26 protein-coding genes are annotated in these 25442 nt (G+C 67.1%); 14 read left to right on the forward strand and 12 right to left on the reverse strand.

Annotated features, from left to right (window positions below):
* Positions 1-32 precede the first annotated feature (32 nt).
* The gene (locus ACOHWE_RS05530; protein ID WP_420664795.1) at positions 33-1259 is read left to right on the forward strand and encodes an FAD-dependent monooxygenase; all 1227 of its coding nucleotides are present in this window, start codon (positions 33-35) and stop codon (positions 1257-1259) included.
* Positions 1260-1355: 96 nt separating this feature from the next.
* Here ACOHWE_RS05530 and ACOHWE_RS05535 read toward each other — a convergent pair whose 3' ends face one another.
* From ACOHWE_RS05535 to ACOHWE_RS05555, 5 genes are all read right to left on the reverse strand, one after another.
* Positions 1356-1577, reverse strand: coding sequence for a Trm112 family protein (locus ACOHWE_RS05535; protein WP_420664797.1), 222 nt, complete (start codon positions 1575-1577; stop codon positions 1356-1358).
* Positions 1574-2218 (reverse strand): LON peptidase substrate-binding domain-containing protein, encoded by a 645-nt coding sequence (locus ACOHWE_RS05540; RefSeq protein WP_420664798.1) that lies wholly within the window; start codon positions 2216-2218, stop codon positions 1574-1576. Before ACOHWE_RS05540 ends, ACOHWE_RS05535 begins: the two co-directional genes overlap by 4 nt.
* Positions 2219-2244: 26 nt before the next feature.
* Positions 2245-3180: a tetratricopeptide repeat protein gene (locus tag ACOHWE_RS05545; RefSeq protein ID WP_420664800.1), complete on the reverse strand. Its 936-nt coding sequence runs from the start codon at positions 3178-3180 to the stop codon at positions 2245-2247.
* Positions 3181-3269: 89 nt separating this feature from the next.
* Positions 3270-4058, reverse strand: coding sequence for an exodeoxyribonuclease III (locus ACOHWE_RS05550; RefSeq protein WP_420664801.1), 789 nt, complete (start codon positions 4056-4058; stop codon positions 3270-3272).
* A 244-nt stretch (positions 4059-4302) separates the two neighbouring features.
* On the reverse strand, positions 4303-4989 hold the full coding sequence (locus tag ACOHWE_RS05555) for a response regulator transcription factor (RefSeq protein WP_420664803.1): 687 nt from the start codon (positions 4987-4989) through the stop codon (positions 4303-4305).
* A gap of 170 nt (positions 4990-5159) precedes the next feature.
* On the opposite strand from ACOHWE_RS05555, the gene ribA reads away from it, so the two are divergent.
* Both ribA and ACOHWE_RS05565 read left to right on the forward strand, forming a co-directional pair.
* Positions 5160-6251 carry a GTP cyclohydrolase II gene (gene ribA / locus ACOHWE_RS05560; RefSeq protein WP_420664805.1) on the forward strand — a complete coding sequence of 364 codons (1092 nt, stop codon included), beginning with the start codon at positions 5160-5162 and terminating at the stop codon, positions 6249-6251.
* Positions 6248-6766 (forward strand): L,D-transpeptidase family protein, encoded by a 519-nt coding sequence (locus tag ACOHWE_RS05565; RefSeq protein WP_420664807.1) that lies wholly within the window; start codon positions 6248-6250, stop codon positions 6764-6766. The genes ribA and ACOHWE_RS05565 overlap by 4 nt, the downstream gene beginning before the upstream one ends.
* Before the next feature lie 251 nt (positions 6767-7017).
* Here the strand turns inward: ACOHWE_RS05565 and ACOHWE_RS05570 are convergent, their stop codons facing one another.
* Together ACOHWE_RS05570 and ACOHWE_RS05575 are read right to left on the reverse strand one after the other, a co-directional pair.
* Complete coding sequence (locus ACOHWE_RS05570) at positions 7018-7668, reverse strand: YggS family pyridoxal phosphate-dependent enzyme (RefSeq protein ID WP_420664808.1); 651 nt, start codon at positions 7666-7668, stop codon at positions 7018-7020.
* A 106-nt stretch (positions 7669-7774) separates the two neighbouring features.
* Positions 7775-8845: a porin gene (locus ACOHWE_RS05575; RefSeq protein ID WP_420664810.1), complete on the reverse strand. Its 1071-nt coding sequence runs from the start codon at positions 8843-8845 to the stop codon at positions 7775-7777.
* A gap of 384 nt (positions 8846-9229) precedes the next feature.
* Here ACOHWE_RS05575 and ACOHWE_RS05580 point away from each other — a divergent pair, with 384 nt between their 5' ends.
* The 5 genes from ACOHWE_RS05580 (at position 9230) to ACOHWE_RS05600 (ending at position 14532) form a co-directional block, all read left to right on the forward strand.
* Positions 9230-9688 carry a DUF3576 domain-containing protein gene (locus tag ACOHWE_RS05580; protein ID WP_420664812.1) on the forward strand — a complete coding sequence of 153 codons (459 nt, stop codon included), beginning with the start codon at positions 9230-9232 and terminating at the stop codon, positions 9686-9688.
* Between the two features lie 91 nt (positions 9689-9779).
* Positions 9780-12344: a leucine--tRNA ligase gene (gene leuS, locus ACOHWE_RS05585; protein WP_420664814.1), complete on the forward strand. Its 2565-nt coding sequence runs from the start codon at positions 9780-9782 to the stop codon at positions 12342-12344.
* Positions 12331-12858 (forward strand): LPS assembly lipoprotein LptE, encoded by a 528-nt coding sequence (gene lptE, locus ACOHWE_RS05590; RefSeq protein WP_420664816.1) that lies wholly within the window; start codon positions 12331-12333, stop codon positions 12856-12858. The genes leuS and lptE overlap by 14 nt, the downstream gene beginning before the upstream one ends.
* Entirely contained in the window at positions 12855-13883 is a 1029-nt protein-coding gene (gene holA, locus ACOHWE_RS05595) for a DNA polymerase III subunit delta (RefSeq protein WP_420664818.1), read from the forward strand. The genes lptE and holA overlap by 4 nt, the downstream gene beginning before the upstream one ends.
* A 58-nt stretch (positions 13884-13941) precedes the next feature.
* Positions 13942-14532, forward strand: coding sequence for a glutathione S-transferase family protein (locus ACOHWE_RS05600; protein ID WP_420664820.1), 591 nt, complete (start codon positions 13942-13944; stop codon positions 14530-14532).
* Here the strand turns inward: ACOHWE_RS05600 and ACOHWE_RS05605 are convergent.
* Positions 14502-15716 carry a TIGR03862 family flavoprotein gene (locus ACOHWE_RS05605; RefSeq protein WP_420664821.1) on the reverse strand — a complete coding sequence of 405 codons (1215 nt, stop codon included), beginning with the start codon at positions 15714-15716 and terminating at the stop codon, positions 14502-14504. The genes ACOHWE_RS05600 and ACOHWE_RS05605 overlap by 31 nt on opposite strands.
* 68 nt (positions 15717-15784) lie before the next feature.
* Between ACOHWE_RS05605 and ACOHWE_RS05610 the strand changes: the two genes are divergently transcribed.
* Positions 15785-16111 carry an HNH endonuclease family protein gene (locus ACOHWE_RS05610; protein WP_420664822.1) on the forward strand — a complete coding sequence of 109 codons (327 nt, stop codon included), beginning with the start codon at positions 15785-15787 and terminating at the stop codon, positions 16109-16111.
* Positions 16112-16216: 105 nt separating this feature from the next.
* Here the strand turns inward: ACOHWE_RS05610 and ACOHWE_RS05615 are convergent, their stop codons facing one another.
* Positions 16217-16828 (reverse strand): enoyl-CoA hydratase/isomerase family protein, encoded by a 612-nt coding sequence (locus ACOHWE_RS05615; protein WP_420664824.1) that lies wholly within the window; start codon positions 16826-16828, stop codon positions 16217-16219.
* Entirely contained in the window at positions 16825-17574 is a 750-nt protein-coding gene (locus ACOHWE_RS05620) for an SDR family oxidoreductase (protein ID WP_420664826.1), read from the reverse strand. The genes ACOHWE_RS05615 and ACOHWE_RS05620 overlap by 4 nt, the downstream gene beginning before the upstream one ends.
* A 134-nt stretch (positions 17575-17708) precedes the next feature.
* Between ACOHWE_RS05620 and ACOHWE_RS05625 the strand changes: the two genes are divergently transcribed.
* The 5 genes from ACOHWE_RS05625 to lpxK all read left to right on the forward strand — a co-directional run bounded on the left by ACOHWE_RS05625 (position 17709) and on the right by lpxK (position 24017).
* Complete coding sequence (locus ACOHWE_RS05625; protein WP_420664828.1) at positions 17709-19232, forward strand: DUF2125 domain-containing protein; 1524 nt, start codon at positions 17709-17711, stop codon at positions 19230-19232.
* 354 nt (positions 19233-19586) lie between these two features.
* A complete protein-coding gene (locus ACOHWE_RS05630; RefSeq protein ID WP_420664829.1) occupies positions 19587-20933 on the forward strand; it encodes a TldD/PmbA family protein in 1347 nt (448 codons plus the stop codon).
* Positions 20920-21723 (forward strand): inositol monophosphatase family protein, encoded by an 804-nt coding sequence (locus ACOHWE_RS05635; protein WP_420664831.1) that lies wholly within the window; start codon positions 20920-20922, stop codon positions 21721-21723. Before ACOHWE_RS05630 ends, ACOHWE_RS05635 begins: the two co-directional genes overlap by 14 nt.
* Before the next feature lie 112 nt (positions 21724-21835).
* Entirely contained in the window at positions 21836-23029 is a 1194-nt protein-coding gene (locus ACOHWE_RS05640) for a 3-deoxy-D-manno-octulosonic acid transferase (RefSeq protein WP_420664833.1), read from the forward strand.
* Positions 23016-24017, forward strand: a complete 1002-nt coding sequence (lpxK, locus tag ACOHWE_RS05645) for a tetraacyldisaccharide 4'-kinase (RefSeq protein ID WP_420664834.1) — start codon at positions 23016-23018, stop codon at positions 24015-24017. Before ACOHWE_RS05640 ends, lpxK begins: the two co-directional genes overlap by 14 nt.
* 201 nt (positions 24018-24218) lie before the next feature.
* On the opposite strand, the gene ACOHWE_RS05650 is transcribed toward lpxK, so the two are convergent.
* Both ACOHWE_RS05650 and ACOHWE_RS05655 read right to left on the reverse strand, forming a co-directional pair.
* On the reverse strand, positions 24219-24890 hold the full coding sequence (locus tag ACOHWE_RS05650; protein ID WP_420664836.1) for a DsbA family protein: 672 nt from the start codon (positions 24888-24890) through the stop codon (positions 24219-24221).
* On the reverse strand, positions 24887-25414 hold the full coding sequence (locus tag ACOHWE_RS05655) for a DUF721 domain-containing protein (RefSeq protein ID WP_420664837.1): 528 nt from the start codon (positions 25412-25414) through the stop codon (positions 24887-24889). The genes ACOHWE_RS05650 and ACOHWE_RS05655 overlap by 4 nt, the downstream gene beginning before the upstream one ends.
* Positions 25415-25442: the final 28 nt, after the last annotated feature.

Below are 25442 nucleotides of genomic sequence, written 5' to 3' on the forward strand. Positions count from 1 at the left end.
ACAATCGCGCTGGCAGGGGCATATTGCGGGGCATGAAAAACAGCTCCGATATCCTGATCGTGGGCGGCGGGCTCAACGGCCCCGCCCTGGCTCTGGCGCTCGCCCAGACCGGCCACAGCGTCACCGTGATCGACGCGCTGAGCCCGGCGCAGCTGGAGGATGACAGCTTCGACGGGCGCGGCTATGCGCTGGCGCTGGCCTCGCAGAAGCTGCTGGCGCAGATCGGCGTCTGGCCCGCGGTGGCCGATCACGCCCAGCCGATGCAGGAGATCAAGGTGACCGACGGCCATGCGGGCCTTGGCCCCTCGCCCTTCTTCCTGCACTTCAGCGGCGAGGAGCTGGACGAGGGCCCGATGGGCTACATGGTTGAGGACCGCTACCTGCGCCGCGCCTTCCTTCAGGCGATGCAGGACACGCCCGGCATCACCCTGGTGCATGGCCAGCGCGTGGTGGCGCAGGCGGTGGAGCCGGGCGGCGTCAGCGTCACGCTCGCGGATGGCTCCGCCCTGCACGGGCGGCTGCTGGTCGGCTCGGACGGTCGCCGGAGCGGCACCGCCGCGCGCGCAGGCATCAAGCGGAGCGGCTGGGACTACGGCCAGACCGCGCTGGTCTGCGCGATCGCGCACGAGAAGCCGCACAATGGCGTGGCACACCAGTTCTTCATGCCGCCCGGGCCGCTGGCGATCCTGCCGCTGCCGGGGAACCGCTCCTCCATCGTGTGGAGCGAGCGGCGGGAGTTGGCAGAGGCGATCCAGGGCATGGATGACCAGGGCTATCTGGCCGCGCTCCGGCCGCGGTTCGGGGATTTCCTGGGGGAGATCTCGCTGGCCGGCAAACGCTTCACCTATCCCCTGAACCTCACCATCGCCAACAGCTTCATCGCGGACCGGCTGGCACTGGTGGGCGATGCGGCGCATGGGGTGCACCCGATCGCGGGCCAGGGGCTGAATGCGGGGCTGCGCGATGTGGCCGCGCTGGCGGAGGTGGTGACCGAAGCCGCCCGCCGCGGAGAGGATATCGGATCGGAACTGGTGCTTGCGCGATACCAGCAATGGCGGCGGTTCGATACCGCCACGCTGGCGGCGGCGACGGACATATTCAACCGTCTGTTTTCCAACGATAACCCGGTGCTGCGGCTGGGCCGGGACCTCGGCATGGGACTAGCCCAGGCTCTACCGGGCCTGCGCCGCGGTTTCGTGCGCGAGGCGGCGGGGCTCACCGGCGACCTGCCGCGTCTGTTGAAGGGGCAGGCAATCTGAAGGAGGCGTCCTGAGCCGACCACGTTTTCCTGCATCTGCCGAAGTCCCGAAAGAGCAATCGCGGCCCGCCAGCTCCGGAATATAAGGAGCAGGGAGTCAGTCCAGCGTGCGGGCCTCGTCTTCCAGCATCACAGGAATGCCGTTGCGGATCGGAAAGGCGAGGTTGGCGGCGCGGGAGACAAGCTCCTGCGCTTCGGCGTCATATTCCAGAACCGTTTGAGTCAGCGGGCAGACCAGCGCTTCCAGCATCCGCCGGTCGAAGGCGGGTTCGGCCTTCGCCTCCTGAAGAGTTCCGGATTTTGCCTCGGTCCCGGTCATTGCAGAATTTCCTCATGCGTTCCGCCGCGCAGGGCGTATTCGATCAAAGTGACAAGTGTTTCCCGCCTTGTGGCAAGACAGGGCGCCTCGAGCAAGGCCTGCTTGTCCTCGGGGTCGAATTCCAGCAGCATCGCCAGCGAATTGATCAGCAATTCATCGTCCGCTTCCTTCAGCGACTCCCAGTCGGTCGATAGCCCGCGCGCGACGAAGAACCGCTCCAGCAGGTCGAGGAATGCACGCCGGTCAAGGCTGACGTCCGCCTCGGTGCGGCCCAGGTCCCGCTCGAAGCCGTTCCAATTGACGTCGCACCGCCGGTAGGGGGTGAAGCCGCTGGCCTCGCCGGTAATGCGGAAGCGCGACACTCCGGAGAGAGTGATCAGGTAGCGCCCGTCCTCGGTTTCCGAAAACTGAGTGACCCGGCCGGCGCAACCGATCGTGTGCAGCCCCTCGGCGCTGCCGTTGCCAGAGGGGCTGGGCTGCACCATACCAATCAGCCGCTGCTGAGATTTCAGCGTGTCTTCAAGCATTTGCAGGTAGCGCGGCTCGAAGATGTGAAGCGGCAGACGGGACCGGGGCAGCAACAGCGCCCCGGGCAAGGGGAACACGGGGATCGTGTCGGGCAGATCAGCGGCCTGAATCATAGCTCAGACGTAGTGCAGCCCCCTATTTAGGCAAATATCATCGAGCTCAGCTTGCGGCGGCCGTTCAGCACCACCGGATCATTGGGTTTCAGCGCATCAAAGATGGTGAAGAGCTGCGCCTTGGCCGCGCCGCCGTTCCACTCGCGGTCACGGCGGAACAGTTCCAGCAGCTCGTTTACCGCGCCTTCGGCGTCGCCCGATGCATGCAGCGCCTGAGCGAGGTCGAAGCGGGCCTGAAGATCGTCCGGATTGGCCTCCACCGCAGCGCGCAGATCACCCACGGGCCCCGCGTTCTCAGCCTGACGGGCGAGTTCGATCTGGGCCCGTGCGGCCTCAATTTCGGGCGCATCGGAAATATCCGCGGGGGCGCCATTCAGAATGGCCTCGGCCTGCTCCAAGTCGCCCAGTGCGATATGTGCGCGCGCCAGCCCGCCATAGGCGGCGGCATTCTTGTCATCCTCGCCCAGAACCGCGGCGAAGGTCTGCGCCGCATCGGCGACTGCGCCCTCTGCCAGCATCTCCTCGGCGGCTTCCAGCGCCTCGCCGAGGCCGCCTCCGGCGGTGCCGCCCGCGGCTTCGATCACCCGCTTCAGGAAGGCGTCGATCTCGCTGGGCGGCAGTGCGCCCTGGAACATGTCGATGGGGCGGCCCTGCACGAAGGCCACGACGGTGGGGATCGATTGCAGCGGCAGGCCTTGCTGCGCCAGCGCCTGGGCCAGGCGCTGGTTTTCGTCGACGTTGATCTTGGCCATGGTGACCGCACCCTTGGCGCGGGTCACCGCCGCTTCCAGCGCCGGGCCCAGCGTCTTGCATGGGCCGCACCAGGGTGCCCAGAAGTCCACGATCACCGGCGCCTGCATCGAGGCGTCGACCACATCCTGCATGAAGGACGCTTCGCTTACGTCCTTGATCAGGTCACCTGCCGGGGCCGTACCGCCCCCGCTGCCGATAATATCCGTCATGTCACTGTTCTCCCGCTTGGAACTTGCCCTCTATATGGAATCGGCCGCGGCAGAAACCAAGAGAGGAGTTCGGCCCGGCCCGCCCGCCCTCAAAGGTCGAAGGTGGCGAAGACCGGGGCGTGATCGCTCGGCTTGTCCCAGCCGCGGGCGTCCCGCAGGATACGGCTGGAATGGCCCGCCGCGGCGATGTCCGCGCTGGCCCAGATGTGATCGAGCCTCCGCCCCTTGTCAGCCGCGTCCCAGTCGCGCGCGCGGTAGCTCCACCAGCTGTAGAGCCGGCCATCTGGAATGTCCTGCCGGGTGATGTCGGCCCAGCCCCCGGCCTCCTGCACCTCGGCCAGGTGCTCGACCTCGACCGGCGTGTGGCTCACCACCTTCAGCAGCTTCTTGTGGTCCCAGACGTCATCCTCGCGGGGGGCGATGTTGAGATCGCCGACGAGGATCGACTTCTGCGGCACCTCGGCCCGGAAGGCGTCGCGCATTTCCGTCAGGTAGTCGAGCTTCTGGCCGAACTTCTCGTTCACTTCGCGGTCCGGCACGTCGCCGCCCGCGGGCACATAGAAGTTGTGAATGGTGACTCCGTTCTCCAGCCGGGCCGCGATGTGGCGGGCGTGGCCGAGGCTCGCGTAATCGGCGCTGCCCGCCTCCTCAATCGGCAGGCGCGAGAGGATTGCAACGCCGTTGTAGCCTTTCTGGCCGCGCCCGATCATGTGGGTGTAGCCAAGCGCCCGGAAGGCTTCCATCGGGATCTTCTCCACCGGGCTCTTGCATTCCTGGAGGCAAAGCACATCCGGCGCCTGCTCCTGCAAGAGTTTCAGAACGATGGGCTCGCGCAGGCGGACCGAGTTGATGTTCCAGGTGGCAAGGGTGAAGGGCATTGCGTATCTCGTCTCAGGGGCGTTTCGGGGGCGTCTCTAGTCTGGTGCGGCGCGATACTGCCCGCACAGGCCCCAAAGCTCCAGAGGCGATTGCAACGTCCGCTCCTTGCAGCGAGGCCATCGGGACAAAAAAAGGCCGGGCGCAAGGCCCGGCCAGTCCAACAGGGAGGTGCACATCATGACCCGGATGTGCGCGGGATCTCGCGGCGCGCGCGGCGGCTGCCGGCCGCCCGCCCCGTATGCCTCAGCCGACCAGACGGTATCCGCCTGATTCCGTCACCAGAAGGCGCGCATTCGACGGATCGGGCTCAATTTTCTGGCGCAGCCGGTAGATATGCGTCTCAAGCGTGTGGGTGGTGACACCGGCGTTGTAGCCCCAGACCTCATGCAGCAGCACATCGCGCGGCACCACGCCGTCGCTGGAGCGGTAAAGAAACTTGAGGATGTTGGTTTCCTTCTCGGTCAGGCGGATCTTGCGGTCGTCCTCGGTCACCAGCAGCTTCATCGCGGGCTTGAAGGTATAAGGCCCGAGCGCAAAGACCGCGTCTTCGGATTGCTCGTGCTGGCGCAGCTGCGCGCGGATCCGGGCCAGCAGGACCGGGAACTTGAACGGCTTGGTGACATAGTCGTTGGCGCCGGCATCAAGCCCGAGAATGGTGTCGGCATCGCTGTCATGCCCGGTCAGCATCAGGATGGGGGCTTTCACGCCCTGCTTGCGCATCAGCCGGCACAGCTCGCGCCCGTCGGTATCCGGCAGCCCCACGTCGAGGATGATGAGATCGTAAAGCGCTTCCTTCACGCGCTCCATCGCGCCCTGCCCGCTCTCGGCCTCGAAGACGTCGAAGTCCTCGGTCATCACAAGCTGTTCGCTCAAGGCCTCACGCAGGTCTTCGTCATCGTCGACCAGCAGAATTTTCTTAAGCTGCGCCATTGGCTATCCTCCTGTCTGCCCTTTCGAAAATGCGCATCCAGCCGCCCCGCGGCAAGGGATGCTGCAGAAGTTTCACGCCGACGTGTCCCGGGGAAGGGAATTGTTTCACTTTCGCAGGAAACCGCCTTAGGTATGATCTGCCCGCCCAGAACTGCATGACGGAACCGCCCATGAGCCTGATGCCCACCGTGATCGAACTGCTTGCCCGCGCCAGGGTCGACCTGCGCATGGGGTTGCCGGTGGTGCTGACGGGGGATGGCGGAGAGGCGGCGCTGGCGGTCTCGGTGGAGGCGCTGGATGAGGTGCGGCTGGCGGATATGCGGGCGCTTGGCGGCTTGTCGCTGGCGCTGACGGCGCGGCGGGCGGATACACTGAAGGCGCGGGTTTATGATGACGACATCGCCCGGGTGCGGGTGCCTGCCTCCGGCGATCTCGCCTGGATCCGGTCCTTGGCGGATCCGGCCGGCGATCTCGGGACGCCGCTGAAGGGACCGCTCTCCAGCCTGCGGGAGGGGTCGGCCGGGCTGCACCGGCTGGCGATCGCGCTGGTGAAATCGGCACGCCTCTTGCCCGCGGCGGCTTTGGTGCCGGTCACGGATGCGGCAGGCTTTGCAGCAGCGCACGGGCTCACGCTGATCCCGCGCACGGCCGCCGAGCCGCTTTTGAGCGAAAGCTCGCCCCTGCACCCGGTCGCCGCGGCACGCTTGCCGATGGATGCGGCCGAAGCCGGGCGGCTGCATATCTTCCGCCCCGAAGACGGTGCCGAGGAGCATTATGCAGTGGAAATCGGCAAGCCCGACCGCAAGAAGCCGGTGCTTGCGCGGCTGCACTCGGCCTGTTTCACCGGCGACGTGCTGGGTTCGCTGAAATGCGATTGCGGCCCGCAGCTGCGCGGCGCGCTGATGCAGATGGGGGCCGTGGGGTCGGGCGTGCTCTTGTACCTCAACCAGGAGGGCCGGGGCATCGGCCTTGCCAACAAGATGCGCGCCTATTCGCTGCAGGATCAGGGCTTCGACACGGTGGAGGCCAACCACCGGCTGGGGTTCGAGGATGACGAGCGCGACTTCCGCCTGGGCGCGGCGATCCTGAAGAAGCTGGGCTTTTCGCAGGTGCGGCTTTTGACCAACAACCCCAACAAGCTTGCAATGATGGCCAAGACCGGCATCGAGGTGGCCGAACGGGTTCCGCTGAAAGTCGGCGAGAACCTGCACAACCGCCACTACCTCGCCACTAAGGCCAGCAAATCGGGCCACATGCTGTGAGCTCCCCGGCTGATCTGGTGCTGTCACCGCGCGGCGTGCGGTTTCACGGCCGGCTGCTGCCCTGCGCCATCGGCAAAGGCGGGATTTCCTCCGCGAAACGCGAGGGCGACGGTGCCACGCCCGCGGGCATTCACCGCATCGCAGGGATGCTCTACCGCCCCGACCGGCTGCCGCGGCCTGCGGATTGGGCCGAGCCGATCGGGCCCGGCGATCTGTGGTCGGACGATGTGCGCGACGACCGCTATAACCACCATGTGCGCGCGCCCTACCCGTTCAGCCACGAGCGTCTGCGCCGGGGCGATCCGCTCTACGATCTGGTGCTGGTGACGGACTGGAACTGGCCGGAGGCAGTGCCCGGCGCGGGCTCGGCGATCTTCATCCACCAATGGCGCAGGCCCGGCTACCCGACCGAAGGCTGCATCGCCTTTGACCGCCACGATCTGCACTGGCTTGCGGCGCGGGTGCGGCCGGGCACGCGGGTCGTCGTGCCGCAAGCCGCTGGGTGCCGCCCGTAGTTCCGGGCAGCAAGCCGCGCATTGGCGGCGCGCGCGGGGGCGATCGGAACGGGCGTGATTGCCAATTTACTCCAGCCAAACCAGATGTATTCATCTGAGGGACCATCAAGCCTGGGCCAAATCGCCGCCGCGTGGCCCCGCGCCGGCGATGCGCGGCGGCCGCACGGCCTTATCCGCACAAGGCCCTTACGGACCGGGCCATGGCTTTTTCCAAAGCCTTGGCGAAAGTTTTTAGAAAAAACTTTCGCGCCCTAGTAGGCGCGTTCGCCGAAAATCGCAGAGCCAACGCGGACGTGGGTAGCGCCAAGCGCAATAGCCTTCTCGAAATCGGCGCTCATGCCCATCGATAGCCCCTCCAGCCCGTTGCGCGCGGCGATCTTGGCCAGCAGCGCGAAGTGCAGGCTGGCTTCCTCGTCCACCGGGGGGATGCACATCAGGCCCCTCACCGGCAGGTCCAGCCTGCGGCATTCGGCAATGAAGCCGTCCGCATCGGCTGGCAGCACGCCCGCTTTCTGCTCTTCCTCGCCGGTGTTCACTTGGATGAACAGGTCCGGGCAGTGGCCCAGCTCCTGCGCGAGGCGGGCCAGGGTCTGCGCCAGCTTGGGGCGGTCGAGCGAATGGATGCTGTCGCAGAGCTCCATCGCCTGGCGCGCCTTGTTGGTCTGCAGGGGGCCGATCAGATGCAGGTCGATGCCCTCGAACCGTTCGCGGAAGCCGGGCCATTTGCCGGCCGCTTCCTGCACCCGGTTTTCGCCGAAACAGCGGTGGCCCTGCTCCAGCACCGCTTCGACCCGCGCGTCGGGCTGCTTCTTGGAGACGGCAATCAGCGTCACGCTGCCCGGCGCGCGGCCTGCGGCGGCTTCGGCCTTGGCTATCTTCGATCGGATCTCTTCCAGCGGCATGGTCCGGCCCCCTCACAGTTTGGCGGCAAGAAACACTGTTTGCAGAAAAAAGAAAAGGGCGGGTCCCTATGGAACCCGCCCCGGATCACGCTAAGCGTGGATCAGCTTAGAAGCTGAACTGTGCGCCGAAGTCGGCACGGTTCTGGGACGCGCCGTTGCCGGTCTTGGAGCGGCCGATACCGCCGCGCAGGGACACGCCGCCGCCCAGGTCGTGGATCGCGCCGATACCGACGTTCTGGGTGTCGCCGGAGCCGGAGCCGTCGCCGTAGGCGAAGTTGACCGAGGTTGCTGCGGACAGCTCGTAGGATGCGGACACGCCGTAGAAGGTGTCGGAGATCGCGGCATTGTTGCCAACCGATTCATCACCCACGAACAGAACGGTGCTGAACGGGCCGAAATCGCTCTGCAGCGTCAGCACGGTGATGTCGTCGTCGGTCGCGTTGTCGGTCTCACCGTAGCCCAGGGCCGCGGTCACGTTGCCGAAGCTGTAGGCGAAGTGGATGTCCCAACGGTCTGCGCCGGGAGTGACGGTGGTGGTGGTGGTGCCGCCGGTTTGGGTGGTGGTGGTGGTGCCGCCGGTGGTGGTGGTGGTGACGGTGCCGCCGGTGGTGGTGGTGGTGATCAGGTCAGGTGCAGCGTCGTAGGACGCGGCAACTGCGAAATCACCCAATGCCCAACGGGCATAGACAGCGTTCTGGGTGCCGCTGGTTGCACCGTCGTCGCCCGCACCGTCGCTGCCGTAGCCGACGAAGGAGTAGTTAACACCGGAGTACTGGCCAACGAAGTTTTCCAGGCCCGGTTCGAAGCCGTAGTAGCCCGGCAGGTTGTCGAGCGCGCCAGCAACGTTGCCGACTTCAACGCGCAGGCCGCCGAATGCGACGTGGAAGCGCGGTGCGTTCAGACCGCCACCGTTGCCTTCGCCGTTGCCGGCTTCGTCTGCCTGCAGACGGATACGGGCACCGAACTGCACACCACCGTCGGTTTCGGTTTCTGCGTCGATGTTGATACGCAGGCGGCTGACGATGATGGTTTCATCGGCGTCCGAAGTGCCCGCGACGGCGCGGTCTTCCAGGTAGCCGATACCAAAACGGCCGTAACCGTTGAATTCAACGCCTTGTGCGGCCGCAGCACCGGCGGCGGCGATCAGGGCAGTCGAAGCGAAGAGAATCTTTTTCATTGTTTTCCCTCGGGTTCCAGTTTTCTGATCTCAAACCGCGCTCTGCGGCACCAGTCTGAGTACGCACCCCGTGTCGCTCTTTTTGGGTCTTCTGGGCAAGCTTGGCGGACAGGAAGTGTTTCGATCCCGTAAAAGCTGGTGCAACGATGCCACAGTGACACCCGCGCCCGGCTGCGGGCGCGGCACCTGCACAGGGAATAGCCTCCGGCACAGGTGCAAAGCTGCGCGCGCGTGCACGCGCGGAAGCCAGGTGCAAAGCTGCGCGCGCGTGCACGCGCGGAAGAAGGGGCTTGTTGCCAGCCATCGCCTTGTCTAGGACTGTTGCGCAGCAATCTAAGGGAAGGGGCGGCGCCAGGTATGCTTGGGCTTAAGACGTTTGGAACGATGGCATTGCTGCTGGCAGCGGCAGGCTGCGCCACCGGCGGCGGTGAGGATGGCACAGGCCCGCGCGATTACAATGAGAAGGTGATCGGCGGCAATCCGAGAGACCCGGCAAACCAGACCGGCACCACCATCTGGGACGCGTTCGGCGCCAAGCCCGGCCAGGAACTGCAGGTGAACCGCTACCTCTGGACCGCGAGCCTGGACGTGCTGAGCTTCCTGCCGGTGCAATCGGTCGATCCCTTCACCGGCGTCATTATTACCGGCTACGGCACACCGCCCGGCGGCGGCCGCGCCTACCGCGCCACGGTCCACATCAAGGACCCGGCGCTGGATGCCCGCGCGCTGAACCTGTCGCTGCAGACCCAGAACGGCCCGGTCAGCGCCGCCACCACCCGCGCGGTGGAGGATGCGATTCTATCGCGCGCCCGGCAGCTCCGGATTGCCGACAAGAAGCTTTGACCCCGCCCTGCGCTCTGGAATCACCAGCCAAACCCCATTATCAGAAGCGCCGGGCCCCTCGCCCGGCGTTTTCATGCAAAGGACCGCTCTGATGCCGCGTTACATAGCTCCTGAAATCGAAGCACGATGGCAGAAGGCCTGGGATGAGGCCGGGATTTTCCAGGCCAAGCGCACGCCCGGCAAGCCGAAGTACTACGTGCTCGAGATGTTCCCCTACCCGTCCGGGAAGCTGCACATGGGGCATGTGCGCAATTACACGATGGGCGACGTGATCGCGCGCTACAAGCTGTCGACCGGGCATAACGTGCTGCACCCGATGGGGTTTGACGCCTTCGGCATGCCGGCAGAGAACGCCGCGATGGCGAGCGGGGGCCACCCGAAGGAATGGACCTACTCCAACATCGATACGATGGTGGAGCAGATGAAGCCGCTGGGCCTGTCGCTCGACTGGAGCCGGATGTTCGCCACCTGCGATCCGGAATACTACGGCCAGCAGCAGGCGCTGTTCCTCGACTTCCTGGAGAAGGGCCTGGTCTACCGCAAGAACGCGGTGGTGAACTGGGACCCGATCGACATGACCGTGCTCGCCAACGAGCAGGTCGAGAACGGGCGCGGCTGGCGCTCCGGCGCGCTGGTGGAGCGGCGCGAGCTGACGCAGTGGTTCTTCAAAATCTCCGACTATTCCGAAGAACTGCTGGATGCGCTGGAGGGCCTTGAAAACTGGCCCGCCAAGGTGCGCCTGATGCAGGAGAACTGGATCGGCAAGTCGCGCGGCCTGCAGTTCGGTTTCGAGCGCGTGGACGGCGCCGAGGCGATCGAGGTTTACACCACCCGGCCGGACACGCTGCTGGGTGCGTCCTTCGTCGGCATCTCGCCCGACCATCCAATTGCCAAGGCGCTGGAAGCCGATAGCGCTGAAGTTGCTGATTTCGTGGCGGAATGCCGCAAGGGCGGGACCACAGAAGAAGCCATCGAGACCGCCGAGAAGCTGGGCTTCGACACCGGCATCCGGGTGAAGCACCCGCTCAACCCCGACTGGGAGCTGCCGGTCTGGATCGCCAACTTCATCCTGATGGACTATGGCACAGGCGCGATCTTCGGCTGCCCGGCGCATGACCAGCGTGACCTCGACTTCTGCAACAAGTACGGCCTGCCGGTGATCTCCACCTACGTGCCCGCAGCGGGCGAGGAGGGCCACACAAGGCCAGAGGACGGCGGCGAAGCCTATGTGCCGCCGAAGAGCGAGAAAGTGCGTTACGTCAAGCTGTTCGCCGGCGAGGAGCTGCAATCGGGCGAAGAGGGCGTGAACGCTGCCGTCGACTTTGCCGAGGCGCAGGGCTGGGGTGAGGGCGTCACCAAGTACCGCCTGCGCGACTGGGGGCTGTCGCGCCAGCGCTACTGGGGCTGTCCGATTCCGGTGGTGCATTGCGAAACCTGCGGCGTGGTGCCGGAAAAGAAGGAAAACCTTCCCATCCGCCTGCCCGATGACGTGAGCTTCGACAAGCCGGGCAATCCGCTCGACCGCCACCCGACCTGGCGCGACTGCGCCTGCCCCGCTTGCGGCAATCCGGCCAAGCGCGAAACCGACACGATGGATACATTCGTCGATTCGTCCTGGTATTTCGCACGCTTCACCGCGCCGCGCGCCGGGACGCCCACCGACATGGCCGAGGCCGATTACTGGATGAACGTCGACCAGTATATCGGCGGCATCGAGCACGCGATTCTTCACCTGCTCTATTCGCGCTTCTTTGCCCGCGCGATGCATATCTGCGGGCACCTGCCGCAAAAGTCGAAGGAGCCGTTCGACGCGCTGTTCACGCAAGGCATGGTGACCCACGCCATCTACAAGACCACCGGCGAGAACCACCGCCCGGTCTACCACTACCCCGAGGAAGTGGAGCTGAAAGACGGCAAGGGCTTCCTCAAGGACGGCCGCGAGGTAGAGATCATCCCCTCGGCCAAGATGTCGAAGTCGAAGAACAACGTCGTCGACCCGCTGCACATCATCACCTCCTTCGGGGCCGATACCGCGCGCTGGTTCGTGCTGTCCGATTCGCCGCCGGAGCGGGACGTCGAATGGACCGCCTCGGGCGCCGAGGCCGCGCACAAGCACCTGAACCGGGTGTGGAACCTTTGCGACCGGATCGGGGAAATGGACCGCGACGCCCCCGGCGAGGGCGACGAGGAGCTGCTGCGCGAGATGCACAAGTGCATCCGCGACGTGACGCTCGGCGTCGATTCCTTCGGCTTCAACGCGGCGATTGCCAAGCTCTACGCCTTCACCAGCACGCTCGCCAAATCCAAGGCCAGCTACAAAGTGCAGCGCGAGGCGGTGATGACGCTTGCCCAGCTGATGGCCCCGATGACCCCGCATCTCGCGGAAGACATCTGGCATCATCAGGGCGGCGAAGGGCTTTGCGCAACCGCACCCTGGCCGGTCGCAGACGAGGCGTACCTGGTCGAGGACACCGTTACCCTGCCGGTGCAGATCAACGGCAAGCGCCGCGGCGAGATCCAGGTCGCCAAGGATCTGGCCAAGGATGAGGTTGAGAAGATCGCGCTCGCCCATGAAGCGGTGCAGAAGGCGCTGGATGGCGGCGCGCCCAAGAAGATCATCGTGGTCCCGGGGCGGATTGTGAATGTCGTCGCTTAAGCGCAGAACCCTGCTCGCCGGGCTGCCGCTTCTGGCGGCAGCCTGCAGCTTCACCCCGGTGCTTGCTCCCGGCGGCAGCGGCGCGGCGCTTTATGGCCGGGTTGAGGTGCAGCCGCCGCAGGAGATCGCGGGGGCCAGTGCGAGCGACGCCTACTTCCTGGTCCGCAGCCTGGAGGACCGGCTGGGCCGCGGCGGCGGCGCCTACCGGCTGAACCTCACGCTTTCCACCCGCGACGAGGGCCAGGCGATCACCGCCGATTCGGAGATCACCCGCTATTCGGTTATCGGCACCGCCGGCTATGCGCTGGTGCGCCAGTCCGACGGCGCCGTGGTGGCCAGCGGCAAGGCCGAGAACTTCACCGGCTATTCCGCTACCGGCTCCACGGTGGAAACTCTGGCGGGCGAACGCGACGCGCATGAGCGGCTGATGGTGATTCTGGCCGAGCAGATCGCCGCCCGGCTGCTTGCCGCCGGCCTCGACAGCGCGCCTGGCACCGCACCCGCGGCCGGATGAAACTCTCGCCCCGCGACGCCGAGGGCTACTTCGCCCGTCCCGATCCCGGTAAAACCGGGGTTCTGATCTATGGCGCCGATGCGATGCGGGTTTCGCTCAAGCGGCAGCAGCTCCTGGCAAAGCTGCTGGGTCCCGCCGCTGAAGAAGAAATGCGCCTCACCCGCCTGCCCGGCGCCGACCTGCGCAAGGATCCCGCGCAATTGCTGGATGCGGTGAAGGCGGTGGGTTTCTTTCCGGGCCAGCGCGCGGTCTTTGTCGAGGGCGCCAATGATACGGCGACGCCCGCGATCCTCTCTGCTTTGCAGGACTGGCAGCCGGGCGATGCGCAGATCGTGGTCACGGCGGGCCAGCTCAAGGCGACCTCCAAGCTGCGCAAGGCCTTCGAGGGCCACAAGAACGCCTATGCCGTTGGCATCTACGACGACCCGCCGTCCCGCGCCGAGATCGAGCGCATCCTGGGCGAGGCCCAGATCCGCGACGTGCCGCAGGACAGCATGTCGGCGCTGAGCGACATCGCCAATGACATCGGCCCGGGCGATTTCTCCCGCATGGTGGAGAAGCTTGCGCTCTACAAATACAGCGACGATACCCCGCTTACGCTCGACGATATCGCCGCCGTCGCGCCGCGCTCCACCGAAGCCGCGCTGGATGACGTGCTGAACGCCGCCGCCGAGGGCCGCAGCGCCGAGATCGGCCCGCTGATCGCCCGGCTGGAAGCGCAGGGCACCAATGCGGTGACGCTTTGCATCGGCGCGACCAGACATTTCCGCACACTCTACAGCGTAGCTGCCGATCCGGGCGGCCCCGCCCAGGGCATCGGCCGCCTGCGCCCGCCGCTTTACGGCAAGCGGCGCGACCGGGTGCTGAGGCAGGCCCAGAACTGGGGCGCTTCTCGCCTGGAAACCGCGCTGACGCTGATCACCGATACCGACTTGCAGCTGCGTTCGGCTGGGCAGACCGCGCCGGCGATGGCGCTGATGGAGCGCGCGCTGATCCGGCTTGCCATGCTGGGCCGGGCGCGCTGAAACTGCGCTGGAACGCCTGCAGCCCGGCTTGCAGGCGCAATAATGGGAGAATCACCGCATGTATACCGTCATTGGAACGCCGCGCACCCGTGCCTTCCGCGTGCTTTGGGCGCTGGAGGAGATCGGCGCGCGATACGAGCTGAAGCAGCACGGGCCGCAAAGCTCCGAGGTGCGCGCGCTGAACACGTCCGGCAAGGTGCCGGTTCTGGTCGAGGGCGGCGAGGCAATCTCCGACTCCACCGCGATCATCACCTACCTGGCGGACAAGCACGGTAAGCTGACCGAGCCCGCCGGCACCTTGGCGCGCGCCCGGCAGGATGCGCTCACCCACCTGGTGCTCGATGAGCTGGACGCGGTGCTCTGGACCGCGGCGCGGCACAGTTTCATCCTGCCCGAGGAGCACCGCGTCTCGGCGGTTAAGGAGAGCCTCAAGTGGGAGTTCGCCCGCAACCTCGCGCGGCTGGAGGACCGGCTGGAGGGCCCCTTCCTGATGGGCGAGAAGTTCACCATCGCTGACATCATCTGCGGCCACTGCCTGAACTGGGCCTATGCCGCAAAGTTCCCGGTCGAAGGCGAGGGCATTCTGGCCTACGGCAAGCGGCTGCGCGCGCGGGACGCCTACCGCCGGGTGGCGGATCTGACCAAATAATCTGCCGCCGCCCGGCCTGCCCAGCGCCCGGTGGCAAGGCAGCCGGTCAAGAGGTAGCCTCCGGTCGGCGCTTCCCAATCCAGCATTTCCCCGGCGCAGAAGGTGCCGGGGATCGCCTTCAGCATCAGCCCGGCGTCGAGCGCGCTCCGGGCAACGCCGCCCGCGGTGGAGATCGCCTCGTCCATCGGCCGCAGGCCCTGATGGCGCACCGGCAGCGCCTTGATAAGGCTGGCCAGCGGCCCGGGCTCCTGCGGCAGCGGGCGCGCGAATTCCTGCAGCAGCGCGGTGCGGGCCGGACCCAGCTTCAGCGTTTTCCTCAGGTGGTTGGAGAAACTGGCCTTGCCGCGCGGCCGCGACAGGCGGCGGGCCACTTCGGACTGGGACAGGTCCGGCAGCAGGTCCAGTGCCAGCGCCTGCCCCTGCCGCACCGCGGCTGAAACCGCGTAGATGCCGCCGCCCTCTAGCCCGCGCTTGGAAATCACCGCCTCGCCGCGCGACGACAGGGGGCCTGCGGCGAGCGCGATGCCCTTCAGCGGCTGCCCGAACAGCGGCCGCATGTGCGGGGTCCAGTCGACCAGCAGCCCGGCATTGGCGGGCTGGAAGGGCGCGATCTCCACGCCCTTATCCGCAAGCCACGGTGCCCAGGCCCCGTCCGATCCCAGCCGCGCCCAGCTCGCGCCGCCCAGCGCCAGCACGGTGGCGCGGGCTGTGACCCGGCGCGGCCCCTCTGGCGTGGCGAAGGCAAGAGCGCCCTCATTCCAGCCGCTCCAGCGCCAGCGTGTGCGCCGCTCCACGCCCATGCCATCCAGTTCCGCGAGCCAGGCCCGCAGCAGCGGTGACGCCTTCATCACGGTTGGAAACACCCGGCCGGTGGAACCGGTGAACAGCTCCGCTCCCAGCCCGCGCGCCCAGCCCTGAACCGCCGCCGCGTCGAATGCGGCAACCATCGGCGCAAGCCATTCCGCCGCGGCGCCGTAGTGCGGAAGGAGTTCAGCGAAGGGCTCGTCCTTGGTGAGGTTCAGCCCGGACTTGCCCGCCATCAGGAACTTGCGCGCAACCGAAGGCTTGGCTTCCGCCACCAGCACCCGGTGGCCTGCGCGCGCAAGCTCACCCGCCGCCATCAGCCCGGCAGGCCCTGCGCCGATCACCAGCGCCTCCACTCGCAATTCCTGTGTGTCAGTCATGCCGTCCCCTTGCCAGCCGGTTGCGCGCGCGTTTCTATCCTGGCCACCCCAGCGCAAAAGCGATGCAGATGTCCGACCCGCACCAGTCCGAGGCTCATCAGGCCGATCCGCTCTGCCCCCTCTGCGGCCGCCCAATTCCCGCGGGTGTGCCGCAAAGCCAGCACCATCTGATCCCAAAACTGAAGGGAGGCAAGGGCGGTCCAGTGGTTCTCCTGCACGACATCTGCCACCGCGAGATCCACGCCGCGCTGAGCGAGGCAGAGCTGGCGCGCCACTACAACACTCCGGAGGCGCTGCAAAGCCACCCGCGGCTGGCAAAATTCATCACTTGGGTGCAAAAACGCCCGCCGGAGTTCCGCTCCCGCGTGCCCGGCAAGCGCCGCGCCCGCAAATAAGTGTTGTCACTCGCGAGCCCGCGCCGCGCGCACGCGCGGCGCCCGGCCCAACAGGCCGGGGGGCATGCCCATGCACCTTGGACGGGCGGGAGCGCCCCGCCCCTCTCAGCCGCAGGCTTTGAGGATCGCGCGGGCGGTCTCCGGCTCGGCGGCAAGGGAATCGGCCAGGAGCGCCTCTGCGGTCTCCATCAGCGCCTCCGGCTCCACGATCCGGTCGATCAGCCCGTATGCATAAGCCTCCTCCGCGGTGATCTTCTGGCCAGCCGCCAGGATCAGTTTGGTGCGCGCAGGCCCGATCAGCGCCGCCATCCGTCCCGCGTCCGAGGGCTGCGGCAGGTATCCGAGCTTCATCACCGGGTAGAACACCTTCGCCGGCGGCACCGCGATGCGCAGGTCGCAGGCCAAGGCCATGCCGTTGGCGCCACCCGCCAGCGTTCCGTTCAGCGCCGCCACCGTCAGGCAGGGGAGCTCCGCAATCGCGCCCGAGAGCCGCTCCCACAAGGGCGATGTGGCGAGGCCCGCCCGCGCTTCCTCCAGATCGGCACCGGCGCTGAACACGGAACCTGTTCCGGTCAGGATCAGCCCGCGGGCGTCTTGCGCGCGTTCGGCGATCTCCGCCAGCTCCTCCAGCATCGCCGCGGTCAGCGAATTGGCCTTCTGCGGACGGTCGATGGTGACCGTCCACAGCCCGTTCTCCGCGGTATCGAGCCGGATCAAATCAGACCCACCCGCTTGCGGATGCGCTCCTCGCGCAGGGAGATTTCCTCGCCGATGAACTCATCCGCGTCCGGCGTGCACATCCACAGCAGCGTGCGGGCGGGCCATTCGGCGGGGATATGCACCTCCCAGTCCAGCTCGCTCACCGGGTTGATGCCGCTGGCCTTGATGTCGCGCTGCATCTGGGTGGCCACCGTGCCCGGAGACAGGCCGAGCGCACGGATGCCGTTGCCGCGCTCCTCCAAGTCGAGCGCCCGGGTCAGCATCGCCGCGCCCGCCTTGGAGGTGCAATAGGCGCTCCAGCCTTCCAGGGGGTTGTGGGCGGCGCCCGAGCTCACGGTGATGATGGTGCCGCCGCCTGCGGGCTTCATCAGCGGCAGCGCTGCGCGGATGCCGTTGAAGACGCCGGTCACGTTGATACCGATCAGCTTGGCCCAGGCCGCGGGGTCGGCTTCCTCCAGCCGGGCGATCGGGTCGATCACGCCTGCGTTGTTGATCAGCACGTCCAGGCTGCCGAATTCTTTCTGCGCTGCGCTCAGCGCGGCTTCCACCGCCGCGTAATCCGACACATCGCAGGCACAGCAGCGCACGTTGCCGCCGATCTCCGCCGCAAGCGCATCGAGCTTGCCGCCGCTGCGGGCCAAGAGCACCAGGTTAGCGCCCGCTTCCGCAAATACCCGTGCCGCCTCGGCGCCTATACCTGCGCTGGCGCCGGTGATTGCCACAGTCTTGCCGTTGAAATCCATGTCTCCCCCTTTCGGTTTGGCCGTTGCCCCCCGTGGTAAGGCGGAAACGGGGAACGGTCCAGCCCGCGGCCCCTTGACGGCCCGCCGCGCGGGGCAGACGATGCGGCGCAAAGCTTACCGGGAAAGGTCCCCTTATGTCCGCAATTCTCGCACGCAGCGGCACCGCTGCGGCACTGGTTTTCTTCTCTGCCCAAGGCGCGCTTGCCGGTCTCACCGCGCAGGAAGTCTGGGACGGCTGGAAGTCCTATCTGACCGGCACAGGCTACGCCGTCGAGGCATCCGAAACGCTGTCGGGCGGTACGCTCACCATCTCCGGCCTCACGATGACAGCGGGTGAAGCCGCAGCAGAAGGCAGCGCCCGAATCTCCCTGCCGGAGATCCGACTGGAGGAAAACGGCGACGGCAGCGTCAGCGTTCTGATGCCCGCAGATATGCCGGTTGCCTTTGCCTTCACTGGACCGGAAGAAGATGTGTCCGGCACGCTGATCTACGGCCATGACGGCAGTCCCGTCACCGTGACCGGCGATGCGTCGGAGATGACCTACACCTATGCGGCGCCGGAACTCACGCTTGACCTGAAGGAGCTGAAAGCCGACGGCGAGGTGATCCCGCCGGAGGCCGCACAGTTCAGCATGGCGCTGCAGCAGGCCGCCGCCGAGACCACGATGAAGGCGGACGGCACCCGCACCTATGGCCAGGAGCTGAGCGCGGCGGGCCTCACCTATCACCTGGCTTTTGTTGACCCGGAAAACGAAGCCAAAGGATCCTTCAAGGGCGCCCTCGAAGGGCTTGCCTTCAGTGGCAGCAGCACGATCCCCGTTGGGCTGGAGAGCCCGGATATGGCCGCGCTGCTTGATGCCGGTGCGGGCTTTGGCGGCCGCTTCACCTTCACAAGCGGCAGCGGCGCTATCGCGGGGAGCGGCGACGGTGAGAGTTTCGCGATGGAGACCCGCTCGGGCGGCGGTGCGGTGGACGTGTCGCTGAACGGCGAACGCCTGACCTATGATCTCAGCCAGCGGGATGCCGAAGTAAACATCAGCGGCACCGAAATGCCCTTCCCGCTGTCCCTGCGCATGGCCGAGGCGGGGCTGCGGCTGATGATGCCGGTCACCGGCACCGGTGCCGAGCAGGATTTCGCGCTCGGCGTCACCCTGCGCGATTTCGCGCTGCCCGAAATGTTCTGGGGCATGGTCGACCCGACCGGCGTGCTGCCGCATGACCCGGCAACCCTGGTGCTGGATATCGCGGGTAAGGGCAAGCTGCTGTTCGACATATTCGACCCCGAGTCGATTGCACCGGTAGAAAGCGGCAGCCAGCCCCCGGGCGAGGTAAACGCGCTGACGGTCAAGGAGCTGCGGCTCTCCGCGGCCGGGGCCGAATTGACCGGCACTGGTGATTTCACCTTCGACAATGAGGACTTGGAGAGCTTCGGCGGAATACCCGCACCTTCGGGCGAGGCCAACCTGATGCTGACCGGGGCCAATGCGCTGCTCGACAAGCTGATTCAGCTTGGCGTGATGGCCGACAGCGATGCCATGGGTGTGCGCATGATGATGGGTATGCTGGCGGTGCCCGGCGAGGGAGAAGACAGCCTGAAGTCGCGGATCGAGATCACCGAAGACGGCAAGATCCTCGCCAACGGCCAGCGCCTGAAATAGGCGGCCCGGGGGCTGTTCCCTGCGCGGCAAGCGTGGATGCCCGCCCGAACGGACGGGCGGGCATCCATCAATTCGCGCAGCCGCGCGTCGGCGGCGCGCGCGGCGGCGGTCCTGACCCGAGTAACTGGCAGTTTATCCCGGCCAAGTCCGCAGACCTTCTGGATGGACCGCCGAGCCTCACCCAATCGCCAGCGCGTGGGGGCGCGCCGGCGATGCGCGGCGGCCTTGCGGCCTTGTTCCGCGCTTGCCATGCTCTCGGGCAAGAAACGCGCATCGCCGATTTATGCAGCCCGCCCTTGCGGCAAGCGGCGGCTCTGGCTAGCTCTTAGGGGACCCCGAAAACCGTAGGTGCCCATGACACAGACCCCCGAAGCGCTCTGCCACGCCCTGATCGAAGCCGCCCGCAAAGCCGGGGCGGATGCCGCCGATGCCATGGCCGCCGAGGGCAGCTCTCTCAGCATCGAGGTGCGCGAGAGCAAGCTGGAACACGCCGAGCGCTCGGACGGAACCGACGTAGGCCTGCGGGTTTTCGTCGGCAAACGGCAGGCGCTGGTCTCCTCCTCGGACACCCGGCCCGAGACACTGACGGCGATGGCCGAGCGCGCGGTGGCGATGGCGCGGGAGGCACCCGAAGATCCCTATGCCGGGCTCGCCGACCCGTCGCAGCTGGCGCAGCACTGGGACATCGCTGCGCTGGAGCTTACCGACCCCGCGGGTGAGCCTGCCCCTGCGGACCTGCAGGACGACGCGCTGGCGGCCGAAGCTGCCTGCCAGGCGGTCGAAGGCATCACCCAAGTGCAATCCGCCGCAGCCGGCTATGGCCGCCACCACGTGCATCTGGCCGCCACCAACGGCTTTTCCGGCGGCTACCAGCGCACCGGGCGGTCGCTTTCCTGCACCGGCATCGCGGGCACGGGCACCGGCATGGAGCGCGACTATGACGGCGACTCGCGCACCTTCCAGTCCGACCTGCGCAAGCCTGAGGAGATCGGCCGCACCGCGGGCGAACGCGCGGTGGCGCGGCTTGGCGCGCGCAAGCCCAAGACCGGCAGCTTTCCGGTGCTGTTCGACGAGCGCATATCCTCGTCGCTGATCGGGCACCTGCTGTCGGCGGTGAACGGCGCTGCGGTTGCGCGCGGCTCTTCCTGGCTGAAGGATGCCCAGGGCGAGCAGGTTCTCCCCGAGGCGCTCTCGGTCATCGAAGACCCGCACCGCCCGCGCATTGCCGGCTCCCGCCCGTTCGACGGTGAGGGCCTCGCCACCCGCCGCCGCGCCATCGTCGCGGAGGGCATCCTGGACGGCTGGATTCTTGACCTCGCTTCGGCCCGCAAGCTGGGACTGGAAAGCACCGCCAACGCCGCCCGCGGCATCGGCGGCGTGCCTTCGCCCTCGACCTGGAACATCGCGCTGACGCAGGGCGAGGCCAGCCGTCAGGACCTGATCACGCAGATGGGCACCGGGTTGCTGGTGACTTCTATGATCGGCTCGACCATCAACCCGAATACCGGGGATTATTCCCGCGGTGCCTCGGGTTTCTGGGTGGAAAATGGCGAGATCGCTTATCCGGTCAACGAATGCACCATCGCAGGCAACCTCCGCGATATGCTGCGCCGGATTGTGCCTGCAAACGACGCCCGCACCCACCTTTCCACCGTGGTGCCCTCGCTTCTGATCGAAGGGATGACGCTTGCCGGAAACTGACCTGTCCCTGCTTGTGAAAGCGGCGGAACGGGCCGGAGACATCGCCAGCCGCTTCACAGGATCCAAGGCCCGGCGCTGGGACAAGCCCGAAGGCGCGGGCCCGGTGACGGAAGCTGACCTGGAAGTGAACGCCATGCTGGAGGACGTGCTGCGCAAGGCCCGCCCCGGTTACGGCTGGCTGTCGGAAGAAAGCGAGGACAGCCACGACAGGCTTTCGCGCCGCCGCGTCTTCATCATCGACCCGATCGACGGCACCCGCAGCTTCGCCGAGGGGTCGCGCACCTGGGCGCATTCGCTTGCGGTGGCGGAGGATGGCGAGGTGACCGCAGCGGTGATCTACCTGCCGCTGCGGGAGCTTATGTACACCGCCGCCCGCGGCGGGGGTGCCGTCTGCAACGGTGTGCCGGTCACGGTTGCGCCCGGTACCGACCTCGCCCGTGCCGAGGTGCTGGCCGCCAAGCCCAACCTGGACGCGCGCCACTGGTCCGGCGGCACCGCACCCGCGTTCAAACGCTGCTACCGGCCCTCGCTGGCCTACCGGCTGGCTAAGGTTGCCGATGGCCGCTTCGGTGCGATGCTGACACTCCGGCGCAGCTGGGAGTGGGACATTGCCGCGGGCGATCTTCTTCTGCGGGAAGCGGGCGGGACCCTTACGGACCGGTTCGGCGCGCCCCTGCGGTTCAACAATAAACATCCGCAGCTCAATGGCGTGGTGGCGGGCAATCCGGCGCTGCACCGCGCGCTTCTGGACGCGCTGGACCCGGCCAGCCCCGGCATCACCCCCATTTGAGAGGCGCACAAGCTGCCTCCGTCGCAACAGGGGGCTGGAAATCCGCGAGTTTTTCACAGACAAAGCCGCATGTTGCGGATAGTTTGGCGCAAAACATTATAAAACGGACCCGATGCAACAGACCACGACCGCTCCCAGCCGGCCCCCTGCCCTGCAGCCCCGTCCCGCGGGTGAACTGCTGTGGGTGCATGCGACCACGCCGGAGCGGTACCATGCCCTGTGCGACATCGGGCGGCGTCTGCAGAACCTGCGGCCGGACCTCATCATCCTGGCGAGCTGGGAGCCCGGCATGCGGCTGGACCCGGCCGAGGGCTGCGATATCGCGGCCGGCCCCCTGGGCGAAGACACCCCGGGAGCGGCGCGCGCCTTCCTTGCCCATTGGAAACCCGACGCCTGCCTCTGGACCGGCGGCCCGCAGCGCCGGGTACTGCTGCGGCAGATGCGCGACCGCGGATTTCGGCTGGTGCTGGCTGACCTTCTGGAAGAGGAGCTCCCTGCCCGGGCCAGCCGCTGGCTGCCGGATCAGCGGCGGCGGCTGCTGGAAGCGGCGGACTGCATTCTCACCCCCTCGGAACCGCTGCGTGCGCAGCTGCTGAAGGCCGGCATCCCGCCGGAAAGGGTGGAGCGGTCCGCCAAGCTGCGCGTTTCCGCCACTCCGCCCGGCTGCAGCGCGGACGACCTGGCGGCGATGCAAAGGACGCTGGGCAGCCGCCCGGTCTGGCTTGCCGCGCATGTGCCCCCGGCCGAGCTGCGCGAAATCCTGGACGCGCACCGCGGCGCGCTCCGGCTCCTGCACCGGTTGCTTCTGGTGATCTCGCTGGAGGATTACGGCGACCTGCCCGCGGCGCGCGACGTGCTCCGCGCGAGCGGTCTGCAATGGTCCGACTGGGAAACCGGAAGCGAGCCGGATGAATTCACTCAGGTGCTGCTGACCGGCGGCGAGGACCTGGGGCTCTGGTACCGGCTGGCGCCGGTGACGCTGGTTGCAAACAGCATGCGCCCCGGTGCGGCTGGCCTCGCGCCGCTGGACGCGGCCTCGCTTGGGTCGGCGCTGCTGCATGGTCCCGGGGTGTCCGCCCACAAGGAGATCTATGCCCGCCTGGGCGCGGCCGGGGCGGCAAAGATGGTGCGCGGGGCCGCCGCATTGGGCGAGGCGGTGGTGCAGCTCTCGGCACCGGACAAGGCGGCGGAGATGGCGCTGGCGGGCTGGCAGGCAGTGACCGAAAGCGCCGCCACCACCGACCTTCTGCTCGAAAAGGTGCAAAGCCTTCTGGACGCGCAAGAGGAGAGCCATGCGGGCGCCTGACTTCTGGCACAAGCCGCCCGGCGCCTTCGATCTGCGCGCGAGCCTGCTGGCGCCGCTGGGCTGGGGCTACGGCCGCGCCACCGCGGCGCGGCTTGCGCGGGCCGCACCCTACCGTGCCTCGGTGCCGGTGATCTGCGCCGGCAATCTGAATGCGGGCGGCACCGGCAAGACGCCCACTGTGATCTGGCTGCTGGAAGCGCTGAGCCGTATGGGCCACATCCCGCACGTGGTGAGCCGCGGCTATGGCGGCTCGCTGGATGGGCCGGTGCAGGTGAACCCGGGCCGCCACTCAGCCGCCGAAACCGGCGACGAACCGCTGCTGCTTGCCGCCTTCGGCGAGGTCTGGGCCGCCCGCGACCGCGCCGCCGGGGTACGGGCGGCAGAGCACGCGGGCGCAACGGTAGTGGTGCTCGACGACGGATTCCAGAACCCCTCGGTCGCCAAGGATCTGTCGCTGGTGGTGGCCGATGCGCAAATGGGCTTCGGCAACGGCCGCTGCCTGCCCGCAGGCCCCCTGCGGGAGCCGGTGGCAGCCGGGCTGAAACGCGCCAGCGCGGTGCTGACGCTGGGGCCGGAACCCGCGCAAAGGAGCTTTGCCGCGGCCTGGGGCGGCGCGCTGGCCGGGCTGCCGCATTTCCAGGGCCGGCTGGAGCCGCTTCAGACAGGGATGCCCTGGCGGGGAACACGGGTGCTGGCGTTTGCGGGCATTGGCCATCCGGAGAAGTTCTTTGCGACCCTGCGGGACTTGGGCGCCGAGATCGCCCGCGGCGAGGCGCTGGATGACCACCAGCCGCTCAGCCCGCAGCTCCTGAACCGCCTCGAGGCCGAGGCCAAGGCGCTGAACGCACAGCTCGTCACCACCGAGAAGGACGCGGTGCGGCTTCCTGACAGTTTCCGCCCCAAGGTGATCACCCTGCCGGTGCGGCTGCAGATTGCCGGGGAAGAGCGGCTGAAGGAACTGCTGCAGCAGGCCGCCCCCGCGCCCTGACGGGAACGGCGCAAGCAATTCCGCCCAAGCGCAGGCCGCCGCGCATCTCCGGCGCGCCCCACGGGGCGGAGATGCGCAGCTTGGCACCTGGAGATAACGGCTGTTTTTCACTTTGCAGATCAGTAATGACGGCAGTCATCACCACCAAAAAAGGCCCGGGGCGATCACCCCGGGCCATCAGTTCCGTCAGCTCTGCGCCGCTCAGCTTTCCAGCTCGGCGTCGATCAGCTTCTTCAGGTCCTCGTACGGCTGGTTCGTCACTTTCTCGCCGTTGATGATGAAGGTCGGCGTCGACTCGATGCCGTCCTCAGTGGCGTTTTCCTGGTACCAGGTCACCAGAGTCTGCGCCTTGGCAGCGTCTTGCAGGCAGGCCTCCAGCTCGTTGTTCTCCAGCCCGGCGAGACGGCCGATCTTGCGCAGCTCCTCGACGATCTCATTGGCGCCGCCGGCGCGCGCCCAGTCGGACTGGCCCTCGTAGATGAGATCGGTGATGCCAAAGAACTTCTCCGGCCCGCTGCAGCGCGCGATCATCGACGCCCACAGCCCGTAGCGGTCGAAGTAGACCTCGCGGTAGACGAATTTGACCTTGCCGGTGTCGATGTAATCCGCCTTCAGCTTCTTGAAGGTCTCGTTGTGGAAGTTCGCGCAGTGCGGACAGGTGTAGGATGCATATTCGATCATCGTGACCGGGGCGTCCTCTTCCCCCATGACCATTTCGGTGATGGTGGAGGTATCGACTTCGGCCTCTTGCGCGTGGGCGGCGCCGACCAGCGGGTTGTGCGGCAGGCTGCCCTGGCCATTGAACCCCGAGATGGCATAGCCGCCGGCCACCAGTGCAACCGCGGCAAAGACGCCGGACATGAGACGGGTCATTTGAACCCCTTTCGTTGTGATTTCTGTTTTGTCAGCACATTGCGCCCCAGCCTTTCCAGGGCGGCGCGCAAATCGTCGTTGGCCACCCCGGCGGCGGCCTGGCTGGCCTCGGCCGCATCCTGCGGATCCGGCTGCAGCGGCGACTGCACCTTGGGGGCGTATTGGAATTCCACGCGGCCCTCGGCGAATCCCGTCGGTGCGGTCTGGGTGATCAGCACCTTGGAGATCGCGTTGAAGCCGTAAACCGCGTTCACCCGCTCGCGCAGGCGTTCCTTCTGCATTTCCAGCATCGGGGCATTGGCGCCGGTGGTGAGCACGGTGAGCGTGGCGCCCAGCGTGCTGCGCCCGTAGCCGACCTTGACCGGCCGCGCCATGGCGGCAATGTCGGGGCCGACGATCTCTTCCCAGTGGGTGAGCAGGCGGGAAACCGCAAAACCGCGGCTTTCCCCGGCCTTGCGGATCTGCTCGTTGAGGAGCTGGGAGGTCCGTGCGAACCCGCGTGTTGTGCTGCGCCTGAATGCCATGAACCTGGTTTTGCTAGAGTGGCGTACC

Origin of the sequence: Cribrihabitans neustonicus (assembly GCF_048820895.1) — a bacterium.
Lineage (GTDB): Bacteria > Pseudomonadota > Alphaproteobacteria > Rhodobacterales > Rhodobacteraceae > Cribrihabitans_A > Cribrihabitans_A neustonicus.

Bases quoted from the DNA above. Each gene is read 5' to 3' on its own strand.
- ACOHWE_RS05575 (WP_420664810.1), bottom strand. From the start codon at position 8,845: ATGAAAAAGATTCTCTTCGCTTCGACTGCCCTGATCGCCGCCGCCGGT.
- ACOHWE_RS05605 (WP_420664821.1), bottom strand. From the start codon at position 15,716: ATGACTGACACACAGGAATTGCGAGTGGAGGCGCTGGTGATCGGCGCA.
- ACOHWE_RS05610 (WP_420664822.1), top strand. From the start codon at position 15,785: ATGTCCGACCCGCACCAGTCCGAGGCTCATCAGGCCGATCCGCTCTGC.
- ACOHWE_RS05630 (WP_420664829.1), top strand. From the start codon at position 19,587: ATGACACAGACCCCCGAAGCGCTCTGCCACGCCCTGATCGAAGCCGCC.
- ACOHWE_RS05625 (WP_420664828.1), top strand. From the start codon at position 17,709: ATGTCCGCAATTCTCGCACGCAGCGGCACCGCTGCGGCACTGGTTTTC.
- lpxK (WP_420664834.1), top strand. From the start codon at position 23,016: ATGCGGGCGCCTGACTTCTGGCACAAGCCGCCCGGCGCCTTCGATCTG.
- ACOHWE_RS05580 (WP_420664812.1), top strand. From the start codon at position 9,230: ATGGCATTGCTGCTGGCAGCGGCAGGCTGCGCCACCGGCGGCGGTGAG.
- ACOHWE_RS05530 (WP_420664795.1), top strand. From the start codon at position 33: ATGAAAAACAGCTCCGATATCCTGATCGTGGGCGGCGGGCTCAACGGC.
- ribA (WP_420664805.1), top strand. From the start codon at position 5,160: ATGAGCCTGATGCCCACCGTGATCGAACTGCTTGCCCGCGCCAGGGTC.
- ACOHWE_RS05640 (WP_420664833.1), top strand. From the start codon at position 21,836: ATGCAACAGACCACGACCGCTCCCAGCCGGCCCCCTGCCCTGCAGCCC.
- ACOHWE_RS05555 (WP_420664803.1), bottom strand. From the start codon at position 4,989: ATGGCGCAGCTTAAGAAAATTCTGCTGGTCGACGATGACGAAGACCTG.
- lptE (WP_420664816.1), top strand. From the start codon at position 12,331: ATGTCGTCGCTTAAGCGCAGAACCCTGCTCGCCGGGCTGCCGCTTCTG.
- ACOHWE_RS05550 (WP_420664801.1), bottom strand. From the start codon at position 4,058: ATGCCCTTCACCCTTGCCACCTGGAACATCAACTCGGTCCGCCTGCGC.
- ACOHWE_RS05570 (WP_420664808.1), bottom strand. From the start codon at position 7,668: ATGCCGCTGGAAGAGATCCGATCGAAGATAGCCAAGGCCGAAGCCGCC.
- leuS (WP_420664814.1), top strand. From the start codon at position 9,780: ATGCCGCGTTACATAGCTCCTGAAATCGAAGCACGATGGCAGAAGGCC.
- ACOHWE_RS05655 (WP_420664837.1), bottom strand. From the start codon at position 25,414: ATGGCATTCAGGCGCAGCACAACACGCGGGTTCGCACGGACCTCCCAG.
- ACOHWE_RS05620 (WP_420664826.1), bottom strand. From the start codon at position 17,574: ATGGATTTCAACGGCAAGACTGTGGCAATCACCGGCGCCAGCGCAGGT.
- ACOHWE_RS05535 (WP_420664797.1), bottom strand. From the start codon at position 1,577: ATGACCGGGACCGAGGCAAAATCCGGAACTCTTCAGGAGGCGAAGGCC.
- holA (WP_420664818.1), top strand. From the start codon at position 12,855: ATGAAACTCTCGCCCCGCGACGCCGAGGGCTACTTCGCCCGTCCCGAT.
- ACOHWE_RS05545 (WP_420664800.1), bottom strand. From the start codon at position 3,180: ATGACGGATATTATCGGCAGCGGGGGCGGTACGGCCCCGGCAGGTGAC.
- ACOHWE_RS05540 (WP_420664798.1), bottom strand. From the start codon at position 2,218: ATGATTCAGGCCGCTGATCTGCCCGACACGATCCCCGTGTTCCCCTTG.
- ACOHWE_RS05600 (WP_420664820.1), top strand. From the start codon at position 13,942: ATGTATACCGTCATTGGAACGCCGCGCACCCGTGCCTTCCGCGTGCTT.
- ACOHWE_RS05650 (WP_420664836.1), bottom strand. From the start codon at position 24,890: ATGACCCGTCTCATGTCCGGCGTCTTTGCCGCGGTTGCACTGGTGGCC.